At 72.3% G+C, this 23,702-nt stretch carries 22 protein-coding genes and 2 tRNA genes; 7 read left to right on the top strand and 17 right to left on the bottom strand.

The features are described from left to right. Positions 1-40: 40 nt before the first annotated feature. The 6 genes from IFT73_RS12385 to IFT73_RS12410 form a co-directional block, all read right to left on the bottom strand. Positions 41-520 (bottom strand): SRPBCC family protein, encoded by a 480-nt coding sequence (locus IFT73_RS12385; RefSeq protein ID WP_192167893.1) that lies wholly within the window; start codon positions 518-520, stop codon positions 41-43. After that, entirely contained in the window at positions 520-981 is a 462-nt protein-coding gene (locus IFT73_RS12390; RefSeq protein WP_192167895.1) for an SRPBCC family protein, read from the bottom strand. Before IFT73_RS12390 ends, IFT73_RS12385 begins: the two co-directional genes overlap by 1 nt. Before the next feature lie 52 nt (positions 982-1,033). Beyond that, the gene (locus IFT73_RS12395) at positions 1,034-2,290 is read right to left on the bottom strand and encodes a triacylglycerol lipase (RefSeq protein ID WP_192167896.1); all 1,257 of its coding nucleotides are present in this window, start codon (positions 2,288-2,290) and stop codon (positions 1,034-1,036) included. Positions 2,291-2,371: 81 nt separating this feature from the next. Then, a complete protein-coding gene (gene tig / locus IFT73_RS12400) occupies positions 2,372-3,760 on the bottom strand; it encodes a trigger factor (RefSeq protein WP_192167897.1) in 1,389 nt (462 codons plus the stop codon). A gap of 85 nt (positions 3,761-3,845) precedes the next feature. Then, positions 3,846-5,306, bottom strand: a complete 1,461-nt coding sequence (locus IFT73_RS19025) for a HAMP domain-containing sensor histidine kinase (RefSeq protein ID WP_192167898.1) — start codon at positions 5,304-5,306, stop codon at positions 3,846-3,848. Then, entirely contained in the window at positions 5,303-5,977 is a 675-nt protein-coding gene (locus IFT73_RS12410) for a response regulator transcription factor (protein WP_192167899.1), read from the bottom strand. The genes IFT73_RS19025 and IFT73_RS12410 overlap by 4 nt, the downstream gene beginning before the upstream one ends. 147 nt (positions 5,978-6,124) lie before the next feature. Between IFT73_RS12410 and IFT73_RS12415 the strand changes: the two genes are divergently transcribed. Next, positions 6,125-6,622 (top strand): hypothetical protein, encoded by a 498-nt coding sequence (locus IFT73_RS12415; RefSeq protein ID WP_192167900.1) that lies wholly within the window; start codon positions 6,125-6,127, stop codon positions 6,620-6,622. 8 nt (positions 6,623-6,630) lie between these two features. On the opposite strand, the gene IFT73_RS12420 is transcribed toward IFT73_RS12415, so the two are convergent. Beyond that, complete coding sequence (locus tag IFT73_RS12420; RefSeq protein WP_192167901.1) at positions 6,631-8,253, bottom strand: alkaline phosphatase; 1,623 nt, start codon at positions 8,251-8,253, stop codon at positions 6,631-6,633. A 154-nt stretch (positions 8,254-8,407) separates the two neighbouring features. Further along, positions 8,408-8,481: transfer RNA gene (locus IFT73_RS12425), tRNA-Pro, on the bottom strand. 31 nt (positions 8,482-8,512) lie between these two features. On the opposite strand from IFT73_RS12425, the gene IFT73_RS12430 reads away from it, so the two are divergent. Together IFT73_RS12430 and IFT73_RS12435 are read left to right on the top strand one after the other, a co-directional pair. Continuing rightward, positions 8,513-9,052: a 4-amino-4-deoxy-L-arabinose transferase gene (locus IFT73_RS12430; protein ID WP_192167902.1), complete on the top strand. Its 540-nt coding sequence runs from the start codon at positions 8,513-8,515 to the stop codon at positions 9,050-9,052. 55 nt (positions 9,053-9,107) lie between these two features. After that, a tRNA-Gly gene (locus tag IFT73_RS12435) sits at positions 9,108-9,184 on the top strand. A 45-nt stretch (positions 9,185-9,229) separates the two neighbouring features. Here IFT73_RS12435 and IFT73_RS19615 read toward each other — a convergent pair. From IFT73_RS19615 to IFT73_RS12470, 7 genes are read right to left on the bottom strand one after another with little or no spacing between them, the layout of a single operon-like run. Further along, complete coding sequence (locus IFT73_RS19615) at positions 9,230-10,429, bottom strand: PP2C family protein-serine/threonine phosphatase (protein WP_192167903.1); 1,200 nt, start codon at positions 10,427-10,429, stop codon at positions 9,230-9,232. A 10-nt stretch (positions 10,430-10,439) separates the two neighbouring features. Then, on the bottom strand, positions 10,440-11,249 hold the full coding sequence (locus IFT73_RS12445) for an Fpg/Nei family DNA glycosylase (RefSeq protein WP_192167904.1): 810 nt from the start codon (positions 11,247-11,249) through the stop codon (positions 10,440-10,442). After that, complete coding sequence (locus tag IFT73_RS12450; RefSeq protein WP_056611513.1) at positions 11,242-11,700, bottom strand: ribose-5-phosphate isomerase; 459 nt, start codon at positions 11,698-11,700, stop codon at positions 11,242-11,244. The genes IFT73_RS12445 and IFT73_RS12450 overlap by 8 nt, the downstream gene beginning before the upstream one ends. A 26-nt stretch (positions 11,701-11,726) precedes the next feature. Further along, entirely contained in the window at positions 11,727-13,319 is a 1,593-nt protein-coding gene (locus IFT73_RS19620) for a CDP-glycerol glycerophosphotransferase family protein (protein ID WP_192167905.1), read from the bottom strand. Positions 13,320-13,335: 16 nt separating this feature from the next. Next, complete coding sequence (locus tag IFT73_RS12460) at positions 13,336-14,232, bottom strand: alpha/beta hydrolase (RefSeq protein ID WP_192167906.1); 897 nt, start codon at positions 14,230-14,232, stop codon at positions 13,336-13,338. A 34-nt stretch (positions 14,233-14,266) separates the two neighbouring features. Then, the gene (locus IFT73_RS12465) at positions 14,267-14,911 is read right to left on the bottom strand and encodes a DsbA family protein (protein WP_192167907.1); all 645 of its coding nucleotides are present in this window, start codon (positions 14,909-14,911) and stop codon (positions 14,267-14,269) included. After that, the gene (locus tag IFT73_RS12470; protein ID WP_192167908.1) at positions 14,908-16,059 is read right to left on the bottom strand and encodes a glutamate--cysteine ligase; all 1,152 of its coding nucleotides are present in this window, start codon (positions 16,057-16,059) and stop codon (positions 14,908-14,910) included. The genes IFT73_RS12465 and IFT73_RS12470 overlap by 4 nt, the downstream gene beginning before the upstream one ends. 162 nt (positions 16,060-16,221) lie before the next feature. Here IFT73_RS12470 and pepN point away from each other — a divergent pair, with 162 nt between their 5' ends. The 3 genes from pepN to IFT73_RS12485 all read left to right on the top strand — a co-directional run bounded on the left by pepN (position 16,222) and on the right by IFT73_RS12485 (position 20,706). Further along, positions 16,222-18,741 carry an aminopeptidase N gene (gene pepN / locus IFT73_RS12475; RefSeq protein WP_192167909.1) on the top strand — a complete coding sequence of 840 codons (2,520 nt, stop codon included), beginning with the start codon at positions 16,222-16,224 and terminating at the stop codon, positions 18,739-18,741. 149 nt (positions 18,742-18,890) lie between these two features. After that, complete coding sequence (gene folP, locus IFT73_RS12480; RefSeq protein ID WP_192167910.1) at positions 18,891-19,760, top strand: dihydropteroate synthase; 870 nt, start codon at positions 18,891-18,893, stop codon at positions 19,758-19,760. Next, positions 19,753-20,706, top strand: coding sequence for a glucosyl-3-phosphoglycerate synthase (locus tag IFT73_RS12485; protein WP_192167911.1), 954 nt, complete (start codon positions 19,753-19,755; stop codon positions 20,704-20,706). The genes folP and IFT73_RS12485 overlap by 8 nt, the downstream gene beginning before the upstream one ends. 171 nt (positions 20,707-20,877) lie before the next feature. Here IFT73_RS12485 and IFT73_RS12490 read toward each other — a convergent pair whose 3' ends face one another. Together IFT73_RS12490 and IFT73_RS12495 are read right to left on the bottom strand one after the other, a co-directional pair. Then, positions 20,878-21,852, bottom strand: a complete 975-nt coding sequence (locus IFT73_RS12490; protein ID WP_192167912.1) for a nitronate monooxygenase family protein — start codon at positions 21,850-21,852, stop codon at positions 20,878-20,880. 23 nt (positions 21,853-21,875) lie between these two features. After that, a complete protein-coding gene (locus IFT73_RS12495; RefSeq protein ID WP_192167913.1) occupies positions 21,876-22,481 on the bottom strand; it encodes a TetR/AcrR family transcriptional regulator in 606 nt (201 codons plus the stop codon). Positions 22,482-22,545: 64 nt separating this feature from the next. Here IFT73_RS12495 and IFT73_RS12500 point away from each other — a divergent pair, with 64 nt between their 5' ends. Next, on the top strand, positions 22,546-23,688 hold the full coding sequence (locus IFT73_RS12500; protein ID WP_192167914.1) for an acyl-CoA dehydrogenase family protein: 1,143 nt from the start codon (positions 22,546-22,548) through the stop codon (positions 23,686-23,688). Positions 23,689-23,702 lie beyond the last annotated feature (14 nt).

Raw genomic sequence — 23,702 nt, forward strand, 5'->3', positions numbered from 1 at the left:
GGGGCCACGACCCCCTCGCCGGGGGGCGACAACCCCCTCCTCAGCTGCGGGTGTCGGCGGCGAGGGCCTCGAGGGTGCGGTGCATGCCGTCGAGCAGCTCGGTGTCGTGCTGGTCGGCGCCGCCCATCGCGTAGCGGGCCGTCAGGCGCACGAGCAGCGACGGGCTCGGCAGCGCGCTGCGCCGCTCCGTCACGATCGTGCCGGTGCCGTCGGCCGTCGGCACGAGCTCGTAGGACCACTCGACGTCGGTGGGCCAGACGTGGAACGCCAGCGCCCCGCGCCCGCCGTCGTGGGCCGGGTCCTTCCAGCGGGTGATGCGGCTCGCCGTGGGCCACACGACGGCCCGCCGACGGTTCAGGTGCACCGCGCGCCGACCGACGCGCGGTGCACCCACCATGAGCGTGCCGACCAGCTCGGGACTGCGCCGGCTCATCGAGCGCAGGTCGGACAGCACGGCCCACACACCGGCCGGCGGCACGGAGATCTCGATCGACGCCTCGAGCGGCGGCTGGCCGGCCATCAGGCGGCCTCCGCCGCGGCCCTGATGCGTCCGAGCGTGTGCCTGATGCCGTCCGACAGGGATGACTCGAACGGCTCGGTGCCGCCCAGCCCCACCCGGACCAGGACGTTCGACACCCTCGAGATGCCCGCCGGGGCGCGGCGGCTCTCGGTCAGGAGCGTGCCGGTCGCGGTGGGCTCGAGCTCGTACGTCCAGACCGACCGGTTGGCAGGGATGCGGAACGCCAGGGTCTGCTCGGGCTCGAACACCACGACGCGCGCCGTCGTGGGCCATCGCTTCCAGCCCTGCCGGTTCAGGTTGACCGTGCGCGTGCCGACCCCGACCTCGCGCCCCAGCACCGCCATGCGGACGCACTGGGGGCTCCACTCCCCCATGCGGCGCAGGTCGGACACGATGGCCCACACCGCCGCGGGCGGCGCGGCGATCTCGATGCTGTGCTGGATGAGCGGCTGGTTCGGCACGGTTGCTCCTGGCGCTGGGGTGGGCTGAGCCTACCCATCGGGCGGACGGCTGTCAGGCCCTGCGCGAGGCCTCGATCGCGCGCGGGTCGCGGGTGCGGGCGGTGATCCACTCGACGATCCAGTCGCCGATCTGCGGGTGGTTGAGCAGCGCGAAGTGGTGGGCGCTCGGCAGGTACTCGAAGCGGGCCCCCTCGACGATCGGCCCGGTGCGTCCGACCCCCGTGGCCGACGAGAAGTGCACCAGCAGGTCGCCCAGCACCGAGCTGAGCGGGTGCTTCTGCGACGCCCCGAGCGTCGCCGCGACGAAGTGGTACTCGGCGTGCGGCAGCGGGGCGGCGGCGATGCGGTCGAGACCCCACTGCCCCGTCAGGTCCTGGCCCTCCCACTCGTCGCGGGTGATGTAGCCGTGGCGCAGGTCGACGATGCCCGCCGAGCGGGCGTCGAGGATCGTGCCGAACGGCGTCGACTCGGGCCAGAAGCGCAGGAGCCGCGACCCCAGGTGCGCGACCTTCTCGAGGTTGGCGCCCGCGTGGGGGGTGCCGAGGCAGATGACGTCGCGGACGAGGTGCTGCCACGTCTGGCCCGCGGCGGTCGCGTGGTTGGTGGCCGCGCGGGCCACCAGGCCGCCCATCGAGTGACCCACCAGCGTGATGCGGGTGACGTCGACCGGCCAGTGCTCGACGAGCTGCTGCACGAGGGCGTCGAGGTGCTTGCCGTTCTCGGAGATGTGCAGGCCCGTGTTGTAGCGGACCATGACGGGCGTGCCGTCGGTCTCGGCGGCGATGCGCTCGGCGTACGTCGTGCCGATCGTGCGGCGACCGTTCGACCACGACTCGTCGTTCTCGCACAGGCCGTGCAGGAAGATCACGGGGTGGCTCGTGGCGTCGCGGAACGCCTCGGCGAGCGGCCAGCCGGTCGCGGGGACGTCGGCACCCTCGACGCGGACCGCCATCGTGATGGCCTGCGGGTCGTCGAGCATGCGCAGCTCGTCGCCGATCAGGCCGTTGATCGCCGCGACGACCAGGCGTCCGCGGGGGCCCGACTCGATCGGGCGTCCGACCCCGCGCGAGGCCATCGCGCGGACCGAGCCGCTCGTGACGCGCAGCGTGCCGGAGATCGCGCCGTAGACCGAGGTCACGACGGCGTCGTGCAGCGACTCGGGGACCCGCCCGCCCACGAGGCGCGTCGCGCGGAACACGCGCGAGGAGACGGCCTGGTGCAGGTCACGGGCCGTTCCGACGATCAGTCGGTCGCCGTAGTCGAGAGCCAGCGCCGCGACGTCCGTGGTGCGTGCGGGTTCGGCGGGCATGTTTCCCATACTGCCGGTATCCGGCCGGGATGTGAACCTCCCCGAGGGGAGGGATGCATCACCCCGGCCGGACCGGACGGACTACTTGGTGTCGTCGCCCTCGGCGGCGTCGTCGTCAGCCTCGGCGGCGTCGGACTCGTCGGCGAAGGTGCCGTCGGCCTGCAGGCGCGCCAGGTCGATGACGTTGCCGGACTTGTCGCTGACCTTGGCGCCCTCGACCAGCGAGGCCAGGGCCTTGCCGCGCAGCACCTCGCTCACCATCTCGGGCACGTGGTTGTGCTCCATGATGTGCTGGATGTACGAGTTCGGGTCCTCGCCCGACTGCTGGGCGCGGCGCATGATGTGCTGCGACAGCTCGTTGTCGTCGATGCCGAACTCCTGGTCGGCCACGATCTGGTCGAGCACGAACTGGGCGACCAGCGAGTCGCGGACGCGCTTCTCGAGCTCGGCCTCGAACTCGTCGACGGTCTGCTCCTCGTCGTCGAGGTACTGCTGGAACGGCACGCCGGCCATCGCGAGCTGCTGCTCGATCTGCTGGCGACGGCTCGTGAGCTCCTCGGTGACGAGGCTCTCGGGCAGCGGGGCGTCGATCTTGCTGACGATCTCGTCGAGGACGAGGTCGCGCGCCTCGTTGGCCTGCTCCATGCGCTTGCCGCGCGTGACCCGGTCGGTCAGGTCGGCCTTGAGCTCGTCGATCGTGTCGAACTCCGACGCGGTCTGGGCGAACTCCTCGTCGAGCTCGGGCAGCTGCTGCTCCTTGACGTCCTTGACCGTGACGGTCACGTCGACGTCCTGGCCCGCGAGCTCTCCGCCGACCAGCTGGGTCGTGAAGGTCTTGGTCTCGCCGGCCGACAGGCCGATGACGGCCTCGTCGAGACCGTCGAGCATCGTCGCCTTGCCGACCGTGTACGGCATGCCGGCAGCCTGCGCCTCGGGGATCTCCTCGCCGTTCTGAGCGGCCGACAGGTCGATCGTCAGGAAGTCGCCCTCGGCGACGGCGCGGTCGACCTCGGCGAACGTCGCGAAGCGCTCCTGCAGGGCCGTCAGCTGCTCGGTGACGTCGTCGTCGGAGACCTCGGCGTCCTCGACCGTGACCTCGATCGTGGAGATGTCGGGGATCGTGAGCTCGGGACGCACGTCGAGCTCGGCGGTGATCTCGATCGGCTCGCCGTCCTCGAACTTCGACAGGTCGATCTCGGGCTGGCTCAGCGGCTGGAGGTTGGTGTCCTGCAGGGCCTGGCTGTACCAGCCGGGCAGGGCGGCGTTGATGGCCTCGTCGAGGACCGGGCCGCGGCCGACGCGCTGGTCGACGATCGCCGCGGGGACCTTGCCCTTGCGGAAGCCGGGGATCGTGATCTGCGAGCCGATGGTCTTGTAGGCGGCGTCAAGACTGGGCTTGAACTCCTCGAACGGCACCTCGATGGTGAGCTTGACCCGTGTCGGGCTCAGTGTCTCGGTGGTGCTTTTCACGTGGGTGACTCCTGCATGATCTCGGTGGGGGGTCGATGTGACCCGTTGCGGCCGTGGTCGGCCGTCAAAGCGTCCCTTCAGTCTCTCATGCGAGCGATTTGACGCCGAATGCACCTGCTGGCGCGCGACGGCCCCCGGACGTCGCCGGGAGGGTCAGCCGGAAGCGGGCGCCCACGGGCGAGTCCTCGCACGTCAGCCGTCCGCCGTGCGCCTCGGCGATGCCGCGGGCGACCGGCAGGCCGAGGCCGACCCCACCGGCGTGACGGTCGCGCCCCTCGTCGAGGCGCACCATGCGCTCGAAGATGCGCTCGCGGTCGGCGGGCGGCACGCCCGGACCGTCGTCGGTGACCTCGAGGACGACCTGCGGTCCGTCGGTGCGGACGTCGACGCGGACGTGCTCCGCGACCCGCGACGCGTTGGCGAGCAGGTTGCCGAGCACCTGCGCCACCCGGTCGGCGTCGGCCGACACCCACGCCTCGTCGCCCGTGACGTCGACGACCGTCCCGCCGAGCGGCAGGGGCCGCGAGGCCGCCGACCGTGCCGCGGCGACGAGGTCGAGCGGCTCGCGCACCAGGTCCAGGCCCTGGTCGACACGCGACATCAGCAGCATGTCGTCGACGAGCCGCGCGGCGTGCCGCGCCTCGCGGACGACCTGGACGGCCAGCATCTCCCGGTCGGCCCGCGACGTCTGGTTGCGCAGCAGGCTCTCGGCGGCGGCCTGCATGCCGGTCACGGGGGTGCGCAGCTCGTGCGCGGCGTCCGACAGGAAGTCGCGGAGCCGCTGCTCGGCCTGCAGGGCCGACTGCTCGGCCCCCTCGACCTCGTCGAGCATCTCGTCGAAGGCCGACGCGGTGCGCCCGATGTCGGTCCGCGGACGATCCGGGCGCAGACGGCGTCCGCGGTCGCCGGACGTGATCGAGCGGGCCACGCGCGTCATGTCGTCGAGGGGCGACAGCGACCGCCTCACGACGACGGTGAGCACCGCCGCGGCGAGCAGCAGCGCCGCCGCCGATGCCGTCACGAGCACCGTGCGCAGCTGCGCCAGGGTCGCCTCGACCTGGCTGGAGTCGGCCGCGACCCTGACGATCGAGCCGTCGGTCAGCTCGGCGTCGAGCGTCAGCACCGAGCCCATCTCGACGATGCGGCCGCTGGTGGCGGTCGGATCGGGCGGGCCCGGCGTGCCGCGGCCGCGGGTCGGGGGCGGCCCGGCGGCATCGGCTCCGGGATCGGTCTGGGCCGTGATCTCCTCCGGCGACGGACCCGAGGTGTGCACCTCGCCGTCCGCCGAGCGCAGGTAGGCCGAGACGCCCTGGCCCGACAGCCGGCGCACCAGCACGTCGTCGCTGACCGAGCCGCTCAGCGCCTGCGCGGTCTCGACCCGGTCCTGCAGCCGCTGCTCGATCTCACCGCGCAGCCGCGACCCCAGCGCCGTGTCGACCGCGACCCCGAGCACCAGCAGCAGGGCCGTCAGCACCAGCAGCACCGACGCGACGGTGCGGGTGCGCAGCGACCGCGTGCGCACCCGGTCCCTGACCGCCGTCCTCACGCGGCCCTCAGGACGTAGCCGATGCCGCGGACGGTCTGGATGAGCCGCGGTCCACCCCGCTCCTCGAGCTTGCGCCGCAGCGAGCTGACGTGGACCTCGACGAGGTTGGGGTCGTAGCTGTCGTAGCCCCACACCTGGGTCAGGATCTGCGTCTTCGACAGCGTGCGGCCCCGCTCCCCCGCCAGGAACGCGAGGAGACGCAGCTCGGTGCCCGTCAGGGTCACCGGCTCGCCGGCGCGCACGACGGCGCCGGCGTCGAGGTCGAGCAGCAGGTCGCCGATCTCGACGACGCCGGGCGCCCGCCCGCGGCGGCGCAGGATCGCGGTCATGCGGGCCACGAGCTCGGCCATCACGAAGGGCTTGGCCAGGTAGTCGTCGACGCCGACGCCGAAGCCCCGCAGCTTGTCGTCGACGCCGTCGCGGGCCGTCAGCAGGATCATGCCCGCGTCGCCCGACGCCGACACGACCCGGGCCAGCTCGATCCCCGAGCGTCCCGGGAGCATCCAGTCGAGCACCACGAGATCGGGCCGGAACGTGCCGAGCAGCTGCTCGAGCCCCTCGCCGTCGGGCACGGCCGTCGCGACCCAGCCGCGCGACTCCACCGCCGCGACGAGGGCCGATCGGATCGTGTCGTCGTCCTCGACGACCAGGACGCGGGCGGGGTTGACCATGCCCCCATCCTGCTCACCCCGGCTGAAGCCTGGCTGAAGATGACCTGTCCCCGACCTGTGCTTCAGGTCGGCTTCAGCCTGGGTGCCCATCGTCGGTGGGGAGGCACCAGAGCGGTGCCACGGAAGGACACCATGAACGACAACGGCATGAACGACACCGCCCCCCTCGAGCCCGTCCCGCCGGCGCCGAAGAAGGCCGCCCCGCGCCGCCGCACGATGCTGCTGGTGGGAGCGGCCGCCGCCGTCGGCGTCACGGCCCTGGGCGTCACCGCGGCCGTGGCCGGCTCGTCCGGTCCCGCGCCGACCGCCGCGTCCCGCACCTACGCCACCCAGGACGCGGAGGGGGCGACCCCGCCCACCCCGGGCGCCGAGGGCGGCACGGGCGCGCCGGCCGCAGAGGGCTCGGCGCCCGCTGCCCCCGAGGGCTGCGGACCGGACGCCAAGGGGCCCGGCCCGAAGGGTGACGGCATGAAGGGGCCCGCGGGCGAGGGCCCGGCGAAGGGCGAGGGCCCGAAGGCCCCCGGGGCCGAGGGCGACGAGCGCCCCACGCCGCCGGCCGACGGCGAGAAGCCGCAGCCGCCGAAGGCGCCGAAGGACGGCTCCGCGCCGACCCCGCCCGCACCGAGGACCGACGCCGCGGAGTAGGACGCCGGTCAGGCCGGCACCGGGACGTGCACGGGTCCGACCCGTGCGCTCCCGGCGGTCACGGCCCACGACGCGATGACGTGCGTCGTGGCCCGCGGGTCGCGGCGGTCGCTGATCGCGTGCCAGTCCATCTGCAGCCGCTCGTCCGTCACGTGCAGCACCGTGAAGCCGTGGTCGTCCAGGTTGACCCAGCGGACGTGGGGGTTGACCTCCTGGATCGCCGCCTCCATCACCAGCGACGTCGTCCGGGGCCGCGTCCCCATGAAGTCGTCGACGTTGTTGCTGGTCAACGAGCTGCAGACCAGCTCGACGGCCATCGGTCGACCCGTCCGCGGCGACGGGACCTCGGTCGCCCACGCCGAGTGCACGTCGCCGGTCAGGAACACCGTGTCGGTGACGCCGTCGTCCTCGAGGCGTCCCAGCAGCCGGTCCCGGTCGGACGTGTACCCGTTCCACGTGTCGGTGTTGGGCTCGGCGGTGCCGCGGCTCACGAAGCCGATGTGCTCGCTCATCGCGTCCTGCTCGGCCTGCGGGCGCGGCGGCATCATGACCGGTGCCACCATGACGGGGTTGCCGACGAGCTTCCAGCGGCACGGCGACGTGCTGAGGTTGTCGCCGAGCCACGCGAGCTGGTGCTCGCCCGCGATCGTGCGGCCGACGTCGTCGATCGCGGGGTCGCCCGGGTCGACCCTCTTGCTGCGGTAGCTCCGCAGGTCGAGCATCGACAGGTCGACGAGCCGGCCGAACTGCAGCCGGCGGTAGATGCGCTCGCCGTCGCCCGCCACGGCGGTGCCCGAGATGCGCACGGGCATCCACTCGTCGTACGCCCGGTGGGCCGCGCGGACGCGCCGTCGCCACGGCCCCTCGGTCGCGGGCTGGTGCTCGAACGCGCCGCCCGACCAGTTGCCGTCGGCCACCTCGTGGTCGTCCCACGTGACGACGAACGGCACGGCGGCGTGGAGCGCCTGCAGGTCGGGATCGGTCTTGTACTGCGCGTGCCGGCGGCGGTAGTCGCGCAGGCTGACGGTCTCGCGCTGCGGGTCGTGCAGGCGGACGTCGACCTGGTCGTGGCCGTAGGAGTACTTGCCGGGCTGGTACTCGTACAGGTAGTCGCCGAGGTGGATCACGGCGTCGAGGTCGCCGCGCTCGGCCAGGTGCCGGTACGACGTGAACCAGCCGGCCTGCCAGTTGGCGCACGAGACGACGCCGAAGCGCAACCCGTCGGGCGAGTCGCCCGGCGCGGGCGCCGTGCGCGTGCGCCCCGTCGGCGACGCGTGCACGTCCCAGACGAACCGGTAGCGGTAGTCGGTGCCGGGCTCGAGACCCGTCGCGTCCACCTTGACGGTGTGGTCCTGGCTCGGCCCCGTGCGCACGGTGCCGCTCGCCACGACGTCGTCGAACCCGTCGTCGCGAGCGACCTCCCAGACGACGTCGACGTCAGGACCGCGACCGGCACCGGGGAGGCACTCGGCCGTCGGCGTGACCCGCGTCCAGAGCACGACGGCGTCGGGGAGCGGGTCGCCCGAGGCAACGCCGTGCCCGAACACCCGGGGTGGGGCCGACGACGCGGACGTCGCGATCGCGGCCGGGCCGATGACGCCCAGTCCCGCGGCGACGCCGACACCACTCATCAGGAACCTACGGCGGCCGAGTAGATCAGCCGATGCGCTGCTCACGTACCTCAGTGCCGCAGACCAGCACGTCCTGCGTGACAGGTGCCGGTGAACGTCGGGCGTCGGATCGGCGTCGGTTCGACCCCGACGCCGGGGTCGGGTGCCCGGTGTGTCGGGATGACAGGATTCGAACCTGCGACCTCACCGCCCCAAACGGCGCGCGCTACCAAGCTGCGCTACATCCCGTAGCCGCGTCAGTCTAGTGGACACTGGGGGCGTGGCATCCCACTGGTACGAGCCCGTCGTCGCCCGCCTCGAGGACCGTCAGCCCGCGTGCGGCACGACGACCGTCGTGGCCGTCGACGGTCCGAGCGGATCGGGCAAGACCAGCTTCGTCGCGGGTCTGGCGGACGTCACCGGGGCCGACGTCCTGCACCTCGAGGACCTCTACCCCGGGTGGCACGGGCTGGCCGCGACGCCGGACGTCGTCGCGCGGGTGCTCGCGTCGGTCGCGGTCGGCGACACCGGCACGGCCCGCCGGTGGGACTGGGCGGCCGGCGCCCCGGGGTCGCTGCTGCACGTGCCGCCGACGCGCCTGCTGCTGCTCGACGGGGTGGGCAGCGGGGCGTCGGTCGTCCGCCCCTTCCTGAGCCTGCTGATCTGGCTCGAGGCGCCCGCCGACGTCCGCAAGGAGCGCGCGCTGACCCGCGACGGCGACACGTTCGCGCCGTTCTGGGACGTCTGGGCCGAGCAGGAGGCCCGACACTTCGCGGCCGAGGGCACCCGCGGTCGCGCCGACCTCGTCGTCCGCACCTAGCGACCGCGCCCGGGGCGTCGTGTGGCATCATGGTTCCGCTGCTTCGGCAGCACCTGCGGACGTAACTCAATTGGCTAGAGTCTCTGCCTTCCAAGCAGAATGTTGCGAGTTCGAGTCTCGTCGTCCGCTCCACCGAAGGGCCCCTCGTCGAGGGGCCCTTCGTCGTTCCCGCACCGCTCAGGCGTCCTGGTGCGTCGCGGCCGGGTCGTCGGGCGAGACGGGGGCGGCGGCAGCGACGGCGACGGCGACCGCGGTGCGGTTGAGGATCAGCACGGCGCGGTCGTCGTCGCCGGCCGTGACCTGCTTGATGATCTTGCGCGAGGCCTGGTCGAACCCCTTCGCGACGATGTCGCCGGCAGTCGCACGGAGCCACTCGATGCCCGACGTGAAGTCCTGCGTGCGGGTCTCGACGACACCGTCGGTGTAGAACATGAGGGCGTCGCCGACGCCCAGCGTGCCGGTCGTCTGGTGGAAGTCGGCGAGCTTGGTGATGCCGAGGGCGGTCCCCCGCGCACCGTCGACGACCCAGTCGCGGTCCGCGGCGTCCCAGCGCAGCGCCGGCGGGTGCCCCGCGTTGGTGATCGAGTAGTCGCCCGTCCGCAGGTCGATCAGCACGTGCACCGCCGTCGCGAAGCCCTCGTCCCACTTCTGCCGCAGCAGGAAGTCGTTGCCGGCCGAGAACAGGCCCAGGGGCGGCAGCGCGCCGATCAGGCCACCGAGGGCCCCCGCGAACTGCAACGACTGCGTGCCGGCCGCGACGCCCTTGCCGCACACGTCGACCATGACCATCTCGAGGCGGGTCTCGTCGTCCGAGAGGTTGGCCACCAGGAAGTCGCCCGCGAACTTGGTGCCCCCCGACGACACCATGGCCGACTGCGCCGACCAGCCCTCCGGCAGCATCGGCACGACGCCCTGCGCCTGCAGGCGGTCGCGCAGGTCGACCAGCATCGCCTCGCCGAGCGGCCCCGGCAGCCCGCTGCGGTGCCGGCTCGACTCGAACAGCACCAGGGTCGCGACGACCGCCATCGTGACGAGCGTGCTGACGCGGCCGCCGGTGATGCCCGGCTGCCCGGCGTCGACCGCGCGCAGGTACTCGTTCGTCACGGTCACGGCGACGCACACCACGATGAACAGCACCAGCGTCAGCAGGGGCCGGTAGCGCAGCAGCATCGTGCCCAGCAGCAGCGGGATGACGAACGTCGGCGCCGGGAACGTCGAGTAGGTCGCGAGCGATCCGGCCAGGATGACGACCGCGAGGGCCACCAGCGCCACGAGCACCGCGACCTGACCCTCGCTCGTGCCGGTGCGCCACCGCACGATCCGCTGGTCGAGGTACCCCGCCACGGAGGGCAGGGCTCGGCGCAGACGGGACGTCACCTGCTCGAGCCTAATCGCGTTGCTGGCAGGACGGGCACCAAAAGAGGTTTCTGCCCGCGAGGACGCTCGTGACGACGGGCGTGCCGCAGACCAGGCACGGCTGACCCGTGCGCCGGTACACGTACGACTCGCCTCCGCGCCGCCGCCGTCCGCGCCCCGCGGGGCCCTGCGAGTCGTCCGGGCGGACCGTCAGGATGCGGCCCTTGGCGACGCCGACCTTCATCAGCTCGACGATGTCGTCCCACATCGCGTTCCAGACGCTCTCGTCGAGCTCGCGACCCGGTGTCGTGGGGTCGACGCCGTGCCGGAACAGCAGCTCGGCCCGGTAGACGTTGCCGATGCCCGCGATGACGGCCTGGTCCATCAGCAGCGTCGCGATCGGTGCCCGGGAGGCGTGGATGCGTCGCCAGGCCCGTCCGGGATCGGCGTCCTTGCGCAGGGGGTCCGGCCCGAGCCGGCCCAGCAGGGCGTCGACGGCCGGCGGGTCGAGCAGCTCGCAGGCCGTCGGACCCCGCAGGTCGGCGGTCACCCCCGGCGCCGTCAGCCGCCACCGCACCTGCCCGACCACGGGCACGTCGTCGGAGCGCGTGACGGTGAACTTGCCGTAGAGGCCGAGGTGGACGTGCACCGTGGCGTCGGTCGCCTCGACCGGCACCAGGAGGTGCTTGCCCCACGCCTGGGCGCGCCCGAAGGTCGTGCCGTCGACGAGGGCGGCACCGACGGCGAACCGCCCCTGCGGGCTCGACGAGCCCACCACCTGCCGTCCGAACGTGCGGTTGAGCGTGCGGGCCAGCCGGTGGAGCGTGTGTCCCTCAGGCAAACCGGCCGGTCTTCTCGTAGGCCAGGAGCATGTCGATGCGACGCTGGTGGCGCGCGGCCTCGCTCCACGGCGTCGTCAGGAAGGCCTCGACGATCGCGGTGGCCTCGTCGGCCGTGTGCATGCGGGCGCCCACGGCGACGACCTGGGCGTTGTTGTGCTGACGGGCCAGCGACGCCGTCTCGGTGCTCCAGGCCAGCGCCGCGCGGGCACCCTCGACCTTGTTGGCCGCGATCTGCTCGCCGTTGCCCGAGCCACCGATCACCACCGCGAGCGAGCCGGGCTCGGCGACCGCGGCCGCCGCGGCGGCGACGCAGAACGGCGGGTAGTCGTCCTCGGCGTCGTAGGCGTGCGCGCCGTGGTCGACGGGCTCGTGGCCGTTGTCGGTCAGCCAGGCGATGAGGTGGGTCTTGAGCTCGAAGCCGGCGTGGTCGGCGGCGATGTGGATGCGCATGGGGTCCAGTGTTCCAGCCCCCACCGTCACGGTGCGACCCCGGCGAAGCGCTCGTGGAAGTAGGCGGCGAAGGCCTCCGCCGACTCGCGCCCCGTGAAGCCCCCGAGGACCCGCACCCGCAGCTCGTCGCGCGGACCGCGCATCGAGTCGGGGCCGAGCATGTCGGCGATCACCTCGTGGGCGTCCTCGAGGTCTCGCGTCAGGACGTAGGCCCCCCGCGCGACGGGGAACCGCTCGCGGAACTCGTCGACCGGCCACTTGGTGCTGACCATCGCGTACGGCTTGCCCGACTGCAGCCAGTCGGACACGACGCTCGACACGTCGGAGACGAGGGCGTCGGCGCGGTTCATGCACTCGTTGAGCGACCACGTGCGGTTCGGCAGGTCGCCGATGAGGTGACGGCCGGGCGTCTCGGGGTCCTGCGTGTCGAGCGCCAGCACGACCTCGGTGCGCCGCACGAAGTGCTCGAGCCGCGGGTGGCGCTTCGACAGGGGGTGGGGACGGAAGATCACGTCGGCGCCGGCCTCGATCAGCGCCTCGACGATCTCGGCACCGAAGCGCAGCGACGAGAAGTTGACCCGCATGCGCTTGCCCTGCCAGGTCGGCGCGTAGAGCACGACCGGGCGCTCGACGTCGGTGATGCTGCGGGTCGCCGCCTCGATCTCCTGCACCTGCGGGCGCCCCAGGACGACGAACTTCTCGGCCGGGATCTGGACCCCGCCCGTCGCGTACCGCTCGATCGCGGCGGTGCCCGAGACGACCAGCAGGTCGTAGTCGGCGTGCCGGCCGAACACGCTCGCCGGCTTGTCTGAGTCGCCGTGCCCCAGCCACACGTGCGTGACCTTCTTGATCGCCATGTACCGGTAGTTCGACTTGGCGTTGTGCAGGTAGAAGAAGTACCGGAGCGTCGGCACGACCAGCACCTGCAGGTCGCGGACCGCGTCGGTGCTCAGCTGGACGAACGGGGACGTCAGGTCGGTGTTCTCGCGCAGGTACCCGCAGTACTTCTCGCGGTAGTTGAACACGACCCCCGGGAAGCCCGCGCTGAGCAGCGGGTCCTCCCACATCGTCAGGTGCGTCGGACCGCCGCCGTAGCCCGCGTACGCGATCGCGAAGCGCGGCTGGTGGGCGGCGAGCGCGCGGGCGATCGCAACGGTGCGGCGACGCACGACGACCATGTAGAGCGCGACGCGGCCGGCTAGCACCACGACGGCCGCCAGCGGAACCGCGACGAACGCCGGCCCGAGCCCGACCGCGACGGCCAGCAGCGTCAGCGGGCCGGCGATCCTGCTGCCGATCACCCACGGGCCCATGTCGGGGTGGTCGGTCGGGCAGGGGCCGTGGGCGTCGCCGGGGACGCCGGGCAGCCCGTGCGCGTGGGGTGCCGGGGCGGGACGGCGCAGCGCCACGACGGTCAGGACCGTCGCGGCGACCGCCGCGACGACGTCGAGCACGCCCGGCGCGCCGTCGACCAGGGCGTGGACGCCGAGCGCCAGCACGAGCAGGACCGTCGCGACGCCCCACACCAGCGCGGTCGCACCGCGCCTGAACTTGAGGCTGATGCGGTGCCGGTGGATGAAGTCGGCACGCTGGCGGGCGTAGGAGGACTGGTCTGGCACCCGCACAGTATGCCAGTCAGCGACGGCGTGACCGGTGGGCGTCGAGCAGCGCGCCGACCACCGTGACGGTCGACCGCGACGCGTCGAACAGCGCCGGCTGGCGCCAGAACGAGTGGACCATCCCGAGCGCCCGGTGCGCGAGGACGTCGACGCCGGCCTCGGCGAGGCGTGCGGCGTGCTCCTCGCCCTGGTCGCGCAGCACGTCGTGCTCCGCGGTCACGACGTAGGCCGGCGGCTGGCCGGACAGGTCGGTCGCCCGCGCGGGCGACACGTCCGGGAGGTCGGCGAGGTCGCCCGGCGCGTAGGCGTCCCAGAACCAGTCCATCGTCGGAGCTTCGAGGGCGGCGTTGCCCAGCCCGATCGGCAGCTCGGCGCGACGGTCGACCGGCGGGTAGAGCAGCACCTGGGCGTCGACCGCACCGGCGTCGCGCACGCACAGGCCCGCGACGAGGTTGGCGCCCGACGAGTCGCCGATCGCGGGCATGAACGACGCGTCGACCCGGTGCCCGCGGTCGTGCTCGCGGAGCCAGGCCCCGGCGGTCTGGACGTCGTCGAGCGGCGCGGGGTACGGGTGCTCGGGGGCGCGGCGGTAGTCGACCGCCAGCAGGGCCCACCCCGTCTGGTGGGCGAGGTGGCGGCAGAACGCGTCGTGCGTCTCGAGGTCGTGCAGCACCCATCCGCCTCCGTGCACGTACAGCGCGACCGGCGCGCCCTGACGCGGGCGGTACAGACGGCACGGCACCCCGTCGGCGTCGACGTCGACGACGTGGTCGAGCCCGATGCGCGGCCCGGACAGGGCGGCCTCGCGGGCGTCGGACCGCAGGGCGCGGACGACCTCGAGCGTCATCTCGACGGCGTCCGCGCCCTCGCCCATGGCCTCGAGGAGAGCGCGCGACTGGGGGTGCAGGGTCATGCGGCCAGCCTAGGCCCGCCGACCCCCTCGCCGACTAGCTGAAGTCGAGGTCGCCCTTGCGGGTGCGCTTGAGCTCGAAGAAGTCGGGGAAGCCCGCGAGCAGCCGCGCGCCGTCGAAGACCGATCCGGCGGTCTCGCCCTTGGGGATGCTCTGCAGCACCGGACCGAAGAACGCGATGCCCGCGATCTCGATGACGGGGGTGCCGACGTCCTCGCCGACCTTGTCGATGCCGACCTGGTGCGAGGCACGGACGGCGTCGTCGAGCGACGAGTCGTCGGCTGCCTGGGCGAGCTCGGCCGGGAGGCCGATCTCGTCGAGCACGGCGGCGAACAGCTCGGGCGTGAACTCCTGCTGCTCGTTGTGCTTCTTGGTGCCGATCGCGGTGTAGTAGTCGCGCAGCGCCTGCTGGCCGTGCTGCTGCTCGATCGCGATGGCCAGGCGGACGGGACCCCATCCGCGCTTCATCATGTCCTGGTACTCCTCGGGCAGGTCGCGACCCTCGTTGAGCACCGACAGGCTCATGACGTGGAAGTGCGTCTCGACGTCGCGCACCGTCTCGACCTCCAGCATCCAGCGGGAGGTGATCCAGGCGAACGGGCACAGGGGGTCGAACCAGAAGTCGACGATCTCGGTGGACGAGTCGGTGGTCTCGGGCGCGGTCGTGTCTGAAGAGGTCATGACGGGTGCAACACCGGACGTCCCGCTCGCATTTCCTCGACCAGCGATCCGACGACGGCGTCGAGCTCGCCGCCGTTGAGGGCGGCCACGCGGCGCTGCCGCTGGTACGACGCTCCCCCCGCGATGATGTCGTGGATGCCGCCGAGCTCGTCGACGCACCCGAGCCGCTCGGCGACCGGTTCGAGGCGTTCGAGCAGGCGGTGCAGATCGGTCGTGATGAGGTCCTCGTGACCGTTCTTGTCGAGGATCAGGATCGCGTCCATGCCGTAGCGGGCCGACCGCCACTTGTTCTCCTGCGCGAACCACGGCGGGATCGTCGGCAGCTCGCGGCCCGCGTCGAGCTCGGACGAGAAGTGCTCGACCAGGCAGTGCGTCAGCGCCGAGACGCTCATGAGCTCGGACATCGTCGGGATGCCGTCGCACACGCGCACCTCGAGCGTCCCGAACTTGGGCGACGGCCGCAGGTCCCACCGGATCTCGTCGAAGACGTCGATGACGCCCGTGTGCAGCATGTCGTCGACGTAGCCCTCGAGCTGGCTCCACAGCTCGAACTGGAACGGCAGCCCCGCGGTCGGCAGCTGCTGGAACATCAGCGCCCGGTTGGACGCGTAGCCCGTCTCCTTGCCACCCCAGAACGGCGACGACGCGCTCAGCGCCTGCAGGTGCCCGTAGTAGGCCAGCATCGCGCGGCTGATCGGCAGCACCTTGTCGCGGTCCTCGATGCCGACGTGCACGTGGACGCCATAGATCAGCATCTGGCGGCCCCACCACTGCGTGCGGTCGATCAGCGTCGCGTAGCGCTCCTTGTCGGTGACCTTCTGGTGCGTCCAGTTCGCGAACGGGTGCGTGCCGGCGCACATCAGCTCGACCCGCAGCGGGTCGGTGACCTCGCGGATCTCGTCGATCGCCCGCTGCAGGTCGGCGCCGGCCTCGGCGACGGTGTGGCACACGCCCGACACGACCTCGACGGTGTTGAGCAGCAGCTCCTGGCGGATGTGCGGGTGCTGGTCGAGACCCGCGGGCTGCACCTCGTCGAGGACGGTCTGCGCGACCTGGCGCAGGTCGCCCGAGTCGGAGTCGACCAGGGCGAGCTCCCACTCGATGCCGACGGTGGAGCGCTCGGACGTCGCGAACGGGATCTGGGCCATGCCTCCATCCTGCCCGAGCGCACTCGGTCGGCCCGCCTCGCATCCGGCGCCTGCGGCGCGTCACGCACACGCGTCGCTGGCGCATGGCCTCCGCTCGCGCGCTGCGCGCGCTCGGTCGGCCACGCCTCGCCCGTGTCGTGGGCACGTGACAGCATGGCGACCATGCCTGGTACCAATCTCACCCGCGAAGAAGCCAGCGAGCGCGCGTCCGTCGTCTCCACCCAGACCTACGACGTCCGGCTCGACCTCACCCTCGACACCGACGAGCGCTTCGGCTCGGTCACGACGATCCGTTTCGGCGCCACCGCCGGCGCGTCGACGTTCGTCGACCTCGTCGACGGCGACGTCTCCGAGATCACCCTGAACGGCGATCCCGTCGACGTCTCCGCCTACGCCGACAGCCGCATCGCGCTGACGGGCCTGGCCGAGACCAACGAGCTCGTCGTCGCGGCGACGCTGCCGTACTCGCACTCCGGCGAGGGCCTGCACCGCTTCGTCGACCCGGTCGACGGCAAGGTCTACCTCTACACGCAGTTCGAGGTCCCCGACGCCCGCCGCGTGTTCGCGACGTTCGAGCAGCCCGACCTGAAGGCCACCTTCGTCTTCCACGTCACGGCTCCGTCGCACTGGGCCGTCGTGTCCAACTCCCCCACTCCCGAGCCCGAGCCCGCCGCCGAGGGCACCAGCACGTGGCACTTCGCCGAGACGAAGACGATGTCGACGTACATCACGGCGCTGATCGCGGGCGAGTACGTGTCGGTCACCGACTCCTACCGCGGCGCGTACGACGAGATCCCGCTGGGCGTCTTCTGCCGCCAGTCGGTGCGTGAGCACCTCGACGCCGACGACATCTTCCTCATCACCAAGCAGGGCTTCGAGTTCTTCGAGGGCGTCTTCCAGATGGGGTACCCGTTCGGCAAGTACGACCAGCTGTTCGTCCCGGAGTACAACATGGGCGCGATGGAGAACGCCGGCGCGGTGACGTTCCGCGACGAGATGATCTTCCGCAGCCGCCAGACCGTCGCGGCCTACGAGAGCCGCGCCAACACGATCCTGCACGAGATGGCGCACATGTGGTTCGGCGACCTCGTCACGATGAGGTGGTGGGACGACCTGTGGCTCAACGAGTCGTTCGCCGAGTTCGCGGCGTCCCACGCCTCGACCAACGCGACCCGCTTCACCGACGCCTGGACGAGCTTCACCAACGCCCGCAAGAACTGGGCGTACCGCCAGGACCAGCTGCCCTCGACGCACCCCGTCGCGGCCGACAACTACGACCTGCACGCGGTCGAGGCCAACTTCGACGGCATCACGTACGCCAAGGGCGCCTCGGCACTCAAGCAGCTCGTCGCCTGGGTCGGCGAGGAGGACTTCTTCGCGGGCCTGCGCGCCTACTTCGGCAAGCACGCGTACGGCAACACCGAGCTGTCCGACCTGCTGGTCGAGCTCGAGGCCGCGTCCGGGCGCGAGCTCGGCGACTGGACCAAGGAGTGGCTGCAGACGTCGGGCGTCAACACGCTGCGCGCCGCGTTCACGACCGACGACTCGGGCGCGTTCACGTCGTTCTCGGTCGAGCAGTCCGCGATCGAGGCCTATCCGACGCTGCGCCGTCACCGCATCGCGATCGGCCTGTACAACCGGGTCGACGGCACGCTGGTGCGCACCCACCGGGTCGAGACCGACATCCGCGGCGCGTCGACGTCGATCGACGAGCTCGTCGGCACGGTGCAGCCCGATCTGATCCTGCTGAACGACGACGACCTCACCTACGCCAAGATCCGTCTCGACGAGCGGTCGTTCACGACGCTGACCGAGAGCATCGCGACATTCGAGGACTCGCTGCCCCGGGCGCTCAGCTGGGGCTCCGCGTGGGACATGACGCGCGACGCCGAGCTCTCGGGCGCCGATTTCGTGACCCTCGTGCTGGCCGGCGTCGGCTCCGAGACCGACCTCACGGCGGTCAGCTCGCTGCTGCGCCAGGGCAACAGCGCCGTCAACCTCTACACCGCGCCCGACGCCCGACCGGCGCTGGCCCAGCGGTGGCAGGCCGGCCTGTCCGAGCTGGTCGACGCCGCCGAGCCGGGCAGCGACCACCAGCTCGCGCTCGTGCGGGCGTTCGCGTCGGCGGCGTCCACCCCCGAGCGCCTGCGCTCGATCCTGGCCGGCGAGCTCGACGGGCTGACCCTCGACACCGACCTGCGGTGGACGATCGTGACGGCCCTGGCCCGCATCGGCGACGCCGACGAGGCCGAGATCGCCGCCGAGCTCGAGCGCGACAACACGATCTCGGGCCAGGAGAACGCCTCGGCCGCGCGGGCCATCCGCCCGTCCGCCGACGCCAAGGAGACCGCGTGGCGGATCGCGGCGGTCGACCGGACGACACCCAACGAGACCCGGCGCTCCACGGCGCTGGCCTTCCAGGTGTCCGGCCAGGCCGACCTCCTCGAGCCGTACGTCGACCGCTACCTCGACCTCGCGAGCACCGTCGTCGACGACATGGGCGTCTGGATCGGGCAGGTCGCGCTGGTCTACCTGTTCCCGCTGGCCAACCCCTCGCAGGCGACGCTCGACAAGGTCGACGCGTGGCTCGCGTCGACGTCGGCCAACCCGGCGGCGAAGCGCTACGTCTCGGAGGGACGCGACGACCTGGCACGCGCCCTGCGGGCCCAGGCCGCGTCCTGACGCGTCCGCGACACCGCACCACCGAGGCCGTTCCCGTCAGCGCGACGGGGACGGCCTCGTCCGTCGCCGGTCCCCCTCGGCGGGTCCGGCCCGGGCGTAGGACAATCGACCGGGGCGCATCGTGCGTCCACCGAGCCGAGAGGTGAGCGATGCCGGTCGACCTGACGTTCCGCGGCCGCCGCGTGCAGCGTGACCGGGCCCTGGTCATGGCGATCGTCAACCGCACGCCCGACTCGTTCTACGACCGTGGCGCGACGTTCGACGACGGCCCCGCCCGCGAGGCCGTGCGCCGGGCGATCGACGCCGGCGCCGACATCATCGACGTCGGCGGCGTGAAGGCCGGGCCGGGCGACGACGTCGACGTCACCGAGGAGATCCGCCGCACCGTCCCGTTCGTCGCCGCCGTGCGCGACGAGTTCCCCGACGCCCTGCTCAGCATCGACACGTGGCGGGCCGAGGTCGGCCGCCACTGCGCCGACGCCGGCGCCGACATCATCAACGACACCTGGGCCGGCAGCGACCGCGCCCTCGGCGACGTCGCCGCCGAGTTCGGCTGCGGCTACGTCTGCTCGCACACGGGTGGCGCCGTGCCCCGCACCCGTCCGCACCGGGTGCGCTACGACGACGTCGTGCGCGACGTCGTCGACCAGACGACCCGGGCCGCGGACGACCTGGTCGCCCGGGGCGTGCCCCGCGGGGGCATCCTGATCGACCCGACGCACGATTTCGGCAAGAACACGTGGCACGGCCTGGAGCTGCTGCGCCGCGTCGACGAGCTCGTCGCGACCGGGTGGCCGGTCCTCATGGCGCTGTCCAACAAGGACTTCATCGGCGAGACCCTCGGCCAGCCCGTCGACCAGCGGCACGAGGGCACGCTGGCGGCCACGGCGCTGGCCGCGGCGGCCGGTGCGGCGGTCTTCCGCGCGCACGACGTCGTCGCGACGCGTCGCGTGCTCGAGATGACCGCCAGCATCCGCGGCGACCGCCAGCCGTCCCGGGTGGTGCGCGGTCTTGCCTGACTCCTCGTCCGTGCGGCGCTGGTTCGATACCCGCACCTTCGGGCTCGCCCAGTTCGACGCGGCGACGCTCGCCGTCGCCAAGGCCGGTCGACGCGTCAGCGTCCTGATCCCGGCGCGCGACGAGGAGGCGACGGTCGGCGACATCGTGGCGACCCTGCGGTCCGAGCTGGTCGAGCGCGTGCCGCTCGTCGACGAGATCGTCGTCGTCGACTCCCACTCCACCGATGCGACGGCCGAGGTCGCGCGGGCCGCGGGCGCCACGGTCGTCCACGTCGACGAGATCGTGCCGCAGGTCGGCAGCCGCACCGGCAAGGGCGAGGCCATGTGGAAGGCCCTGGCGGTCATGACCGGCGACCTCGGCATCTACCTCGACGCCGACGTGCAGGAGTTCACGGCCGACTTCGTCGTCGGACTGCTGGGCCCCCTGCTGACCGACGACTCGATCGTGTTCGTCAAGGCCTTCTACGACCGCCCGTGGACGGCCGGCGCCTCGCGGTCGTCGGGTGGTGGGCGGGTCACCGAGCTCGTCGCCCGTCCGCTGATCCTCGACCGCGCGCCCCTGCTGGCGGGCTTCGTCCAGCCGCTGGCCGGCGAGTGCGCGTTCCGCGTCGAGGCGCTGCGGTCGGTGCCGTTCGTCTCCGACTACGGCGTCGACATCGGCCTGATGATCGACGTCCTGCGCGACCACGGCCTCGACGCGATGGCCCAGGTCGACCTCGGGCTGCGCCTGCACCGGCACCAGGACCTCGCGGCACTGAGCGCGATGACGCAGCACGTGCGGGCCGCCTTCGACCTGCGGGTCGCACCCGACGGGCGCGACGAGGTCGTCAGCACCGCCACGATCTTCCGTCGCGAGGACGCCGCGATGCGTCTGGTCGAGCGCACCACCACGACGGTCCAGCGGCCCCCGATGGACGGCGTGCTGGGCCGCCGGCGGACCAGTTGACGCAGCTTCCCGGGTGAACCCCGGTTCCGGCCCGCCCACAGGACGATGACGGGGTGCGCCCGGGAACCATGCGCCTCACCCCTGGTGCGACCGGGGCGAGGCGCAGCAATCCGGGGTGGACCCCGAGAACTTCCGGGGTCCACCTGGGAAACCGCCGGCGCCGGGGCCGGCTCAGACGACGAGGCTCGGCAGGCGCCCGATGATCTCCTCGGCGTCGGCGACGACCTGGTCGACGACCTGCCGGACCGTGGCGATCTCGTGGATCAGGCCCTGCGTCTGGCCGGCCCACCACATGCCGTCCTCCATGTCGCCGTCGGTCAGGACGTTCTGCCGTCCGCGGACGCCCGAGGCGAGCGCGGCGATGTCGTCGAACGTCGCCCCCTCTCGCTCGGAGATCTCGACGATCTGCTCGGAGATCGTGTTGCGGACGACACGCGCGGTGTTGTGGAACCGGCGGAACACCAGCACCGTCGACCGCTCGTCGTTGGCGACGATCTGCTGCTTGACGTTGTCGTGGATCGGGGCCTCGGCGGTCGCCATGAACCGGGTGCCCATGTTGACCGCGACCGCGCCGAGGGCCAGCGCGGCGGCGAGTCCCTGCCCGGACGCGATGCCGCCCGAGGCGATGACGGGGATCGACAGCTGACGCACGGCGGCCGGGATCAGGATCAGGCCCGGCACGTCGTCCTCGCCGGGGTGACCGGCGCACTCGAAGCCGTCGATGCTGATCGCGTCGACGCCCTTGCGCTCGGCCGAGAGGGCGTGGCGGACGCTCGTGGCCTTGTGGATCACCTTGATCCCCGCACCGTGGAAGTCGGGCAGGTGGGGCTCGGGGCTCGACCCGGCGGTCTCGACGACCGTGATGCCGGCATCGATGATCGCCGCGCGGTACTCGTCGTACGGGACCGGGTCGATCGTGGGCAGGATCGTCAGGTTGACGCCGAACGGACGGTCGGTCATCTCGCGCGTGCGGGCGATCTCCTTCGACAGCGCCTCCGGCGTCGGTTGGGTGAGCGCGGTCAGGAAGCCGAGGGCGCCGGCCTCGGCGACGGGCGCGATGAGCTCGGCGGTGCCGAGACCCGTCATGCCGCCGCACAGGATGGGGTGGTCGACACCGAACTGCTCGGTGAACGTCGTACGGATCATGGCGGGTCCTTCGGATCGGTCGGTCAGGGGCGGGTCGGGGTGTCGTGGGGCGGGGTGTCGTGGGGCGGGGCGGACGTCCCCGCGAGGATCAGCCCGGCCAGCGCGCGGTACGCCGCCGAGTCGTCGAGCCCGGTGGCCCGTGCGACGTCGCCGCGATGGATCGACTCCATCACGAGTCGGGCGACCGCGCCGAGGAACGTCGGGTCGATGCCGGGCGCGGCCTCCAGGACCAGCTCCTGCACGCGCGTCGCGGCGATCTCGGTGTTCTGCCGGTAGATGTCGCCCGCGGGGGCGAAGTGCTCGAGATCGGCGAAGAAGGCCGGCGACGCCGGCGCGAGCTCGACCGAGACGGCGGTGAGGTAGGCACCGATGCGGTCGATCGCGGGAGCACCGGGGTCGACCGCTGCCTCGACCCGCTCGGTCGCCCTCCGGAAGAACGTCCGGACGATCGACACGAGCAGCTGCTCCTTGCTCGGCGCGATCGCGTACAGCGTCGACTTCGAGCAGTTGAGCCGGGCGGCCAGATCCGACATCTGGACGTCGCGGAAGCCCTCGCCGAGCACGATGTCGATCAGGGCGTCGCGCAGGGCGGCCGTGCGCCCGCTCATCGCGTCCCGCACCTCGACCATGGGCCGACCGTACCAGAACTGGTTCTGCAGTACAGTGACGCGTACATCACTGCGAGGGAGCCCCATGCCTGCCGAACGCCTCATGCCCACCGAGGAGTCGCACGACCTCATCGCCCTGACGCGCGACATCGTCGACCACGAGCTGCGCCCCGTCGTCGCCGGCCTCGACGCACGCGCCGAGTTCCCCCGGGACGTCTTCCGCACGCTCGGCCGCGCGGGCCTCATGAGCCTGCCGTACCCCGAGGAGCTCGGCGGCGGCGGACAGTCGTACGAGGTCTACCTGCAGGCCCTCGAGGAGATCGCCTCGGCGTCGGCCAGCGTCGGCGTGGGCGTCAGCGTGCACGCCCTGTCGTGCTTCGGCCTGTTCACGGCCGGCACCGACGAGCAGCGCGCCGACTGGCTGCCCGAGATGCTGTCGGGCGAGCTGCTCGGGGCGTACTGCCTGTCGGAGGCGCACGCCGGGTCCGATCCCGCGGCGATGCGCACACGAGCGGTCCGCGACGGCGACGACTACGTCATCGACGGCGCCAAGGCGTGGACGACGCACGGCGGCGAGGCCGACTTCTACAAGGTCATGGCGCGCACCAGTGACGACGGCGGGCGCGGGATCTCGTGCTTCCTCGTGCCGGCCGACACCCCCGGCCTGACCGCCGACCACCCCGAGCAGAAGATGGGCCTGATGTCGTCGACCACCGCCACGATGCTGTTCGACGGCGTCCGCGTGCCGGCGTCCCGTCGGCTCGGCGCGGAGGGACAGGGCCTGCCGATCGCGCTGTCCGGTCTCGACGCCGGCCGGCTCGGCATCGCGGCGGTCGCGACGGGCCTGGCGCAGGAGGCGCTCGACGTCGCGGTGGCCTACGCGAAGCAGCGCGAGGCGTTCGGCAAGGCCGTCATCGACCACCAGGGGCTCGCCTTCGTGCTCGCCGACATGGCCGCCGCCGTCGAGTCGGCGCGGGCGACCTACCTCGCCGCCGCCCGCCTCAAGGACGCCGGGCGGCCCTACTCGCGACAGGCCTCGATCGCCAAGCTCGTGTGCACCGACAACGCCATGAAGGTCACGACCGACGCCGTCCAGGTGCTCGGCGGGGCGGGCTACACCAAGGACTTCCCGGTCGAGCGCTTCATGCGCGAGGCCAAGGTCATGCAGATCTTCGAGGGCACCAACCAGATCCAGCGGCTCGTCATCAGCCGCGACCTCGCCCGCTGACACCCACCACCCAA

The organism is Aeromicrobium sp. CFBP 8757, from assembly GCF_014841755.1.
Classification (GTDB): domain Bacteria; phylum Actinomycetota; class Actinomycetes; order Propionibacteriales; family Nocardioidaceae; genus Aeromicrobium.

Bases quoted from the DNA above. Each gene is read 5' to 3' on its own strand.
- IFT73_RS12500 (WP_192167914.1), top strand. From the start codon at position 22,546: ATGCCTGCCGAACGCCTCATGCCCACCGAGGAGTCGCACGACCTCATC.
- IFT73_RS12395 (WP_192167896.1), bottom strand. From the start codon at position 2,290: ATGCCCGCCGAACCCGCACGCACCACGGACGTCGCGGCGCTGGCTCTC.
- IFT73_RS12495 (WP_192167913.1), bottom strand. From the start codon at position 22,481: ATGGTCGAGGTGCGGGACGCGATGAGCGGGCGCACGGCCGCCCTGCGC.
- IFT73_RS12460 (WP_192167906.1), bottom strand. From the start codon at position 14,232: ATGACCCTGCACCCCCAGTCGCGCGCTCTCCTCGAGGCCATGGGCGAG.
- IFT73_RS12385 (WP_192167893.1), bottom strand. From the start codon at position 520: ATGGCCGGCCAGCCGCCGCTCGAGGCGTCGATCGAGATCTCCGTGCCG.
- IFT73_RS12410 (WP_192167899.1), bottom strand. From the start codon at position 5,977: ATGGTCAACCCCGCCCGCGTCCTGGTCGTCGAGGACGACGACACGATC.
- IFT73_RS12465 (WP_192167907.1), bottom strand. From the start codon at position 14,911: ATGACCTCTTCAGACACGACCGCGCCCGAGACCACCGACTCGTCCACC.
- IFT73_RS12470 (WP_192167908.1), bottom strand. From the start codon at position 16,059: ATGGCCCAGATCCCGTTCGCGACGTCCGAGCGCTCCACCGTCGGCATC.
- IFT73_RS12420 (WP_192167901.1), bottom strand. From the start codon at position 8,253: ATGAGTGGTGTCGGCGTCGCCGCGGGACTGGGCGTCATCGGCCCGGCC.
- folP (WP_192167910.1), top strand. From the start codon at position 18,891: ATGCCGGTCGACCTGACGTTCCGCGGCCGCCGCGTGCAGCGTGACCGG.
- IFT73_RS12415 (WP_192167900.1), top strand. From the start codon at position 6,125: ATGAACGACACCGCCCCCCTCGAGCCCGTCCCGCCGGCGCCGAAGAAG.
- IFT73_RS12450 (WP_056611513.1), bottom strand. From the start codon at position 11,700: ATGCGCATCCACATCGCCGCCGACCACGCCGGCTTCGAGCTCAAGACC.
- IFT73_RS12490 (WP_192167912.1), bottom strand. From the start codon at position 21,852: ATGATCCGTACGACGTTCACCGAGCAGTTCGGTGTCGACCACCCCATC.
- pepN (WP_192167909.1), top strand. From the start codon at position 16,222: ATGCCTGGTACCAATCTCACCCGCGAAGAAGCCAGCGAGCGCGCGTCC.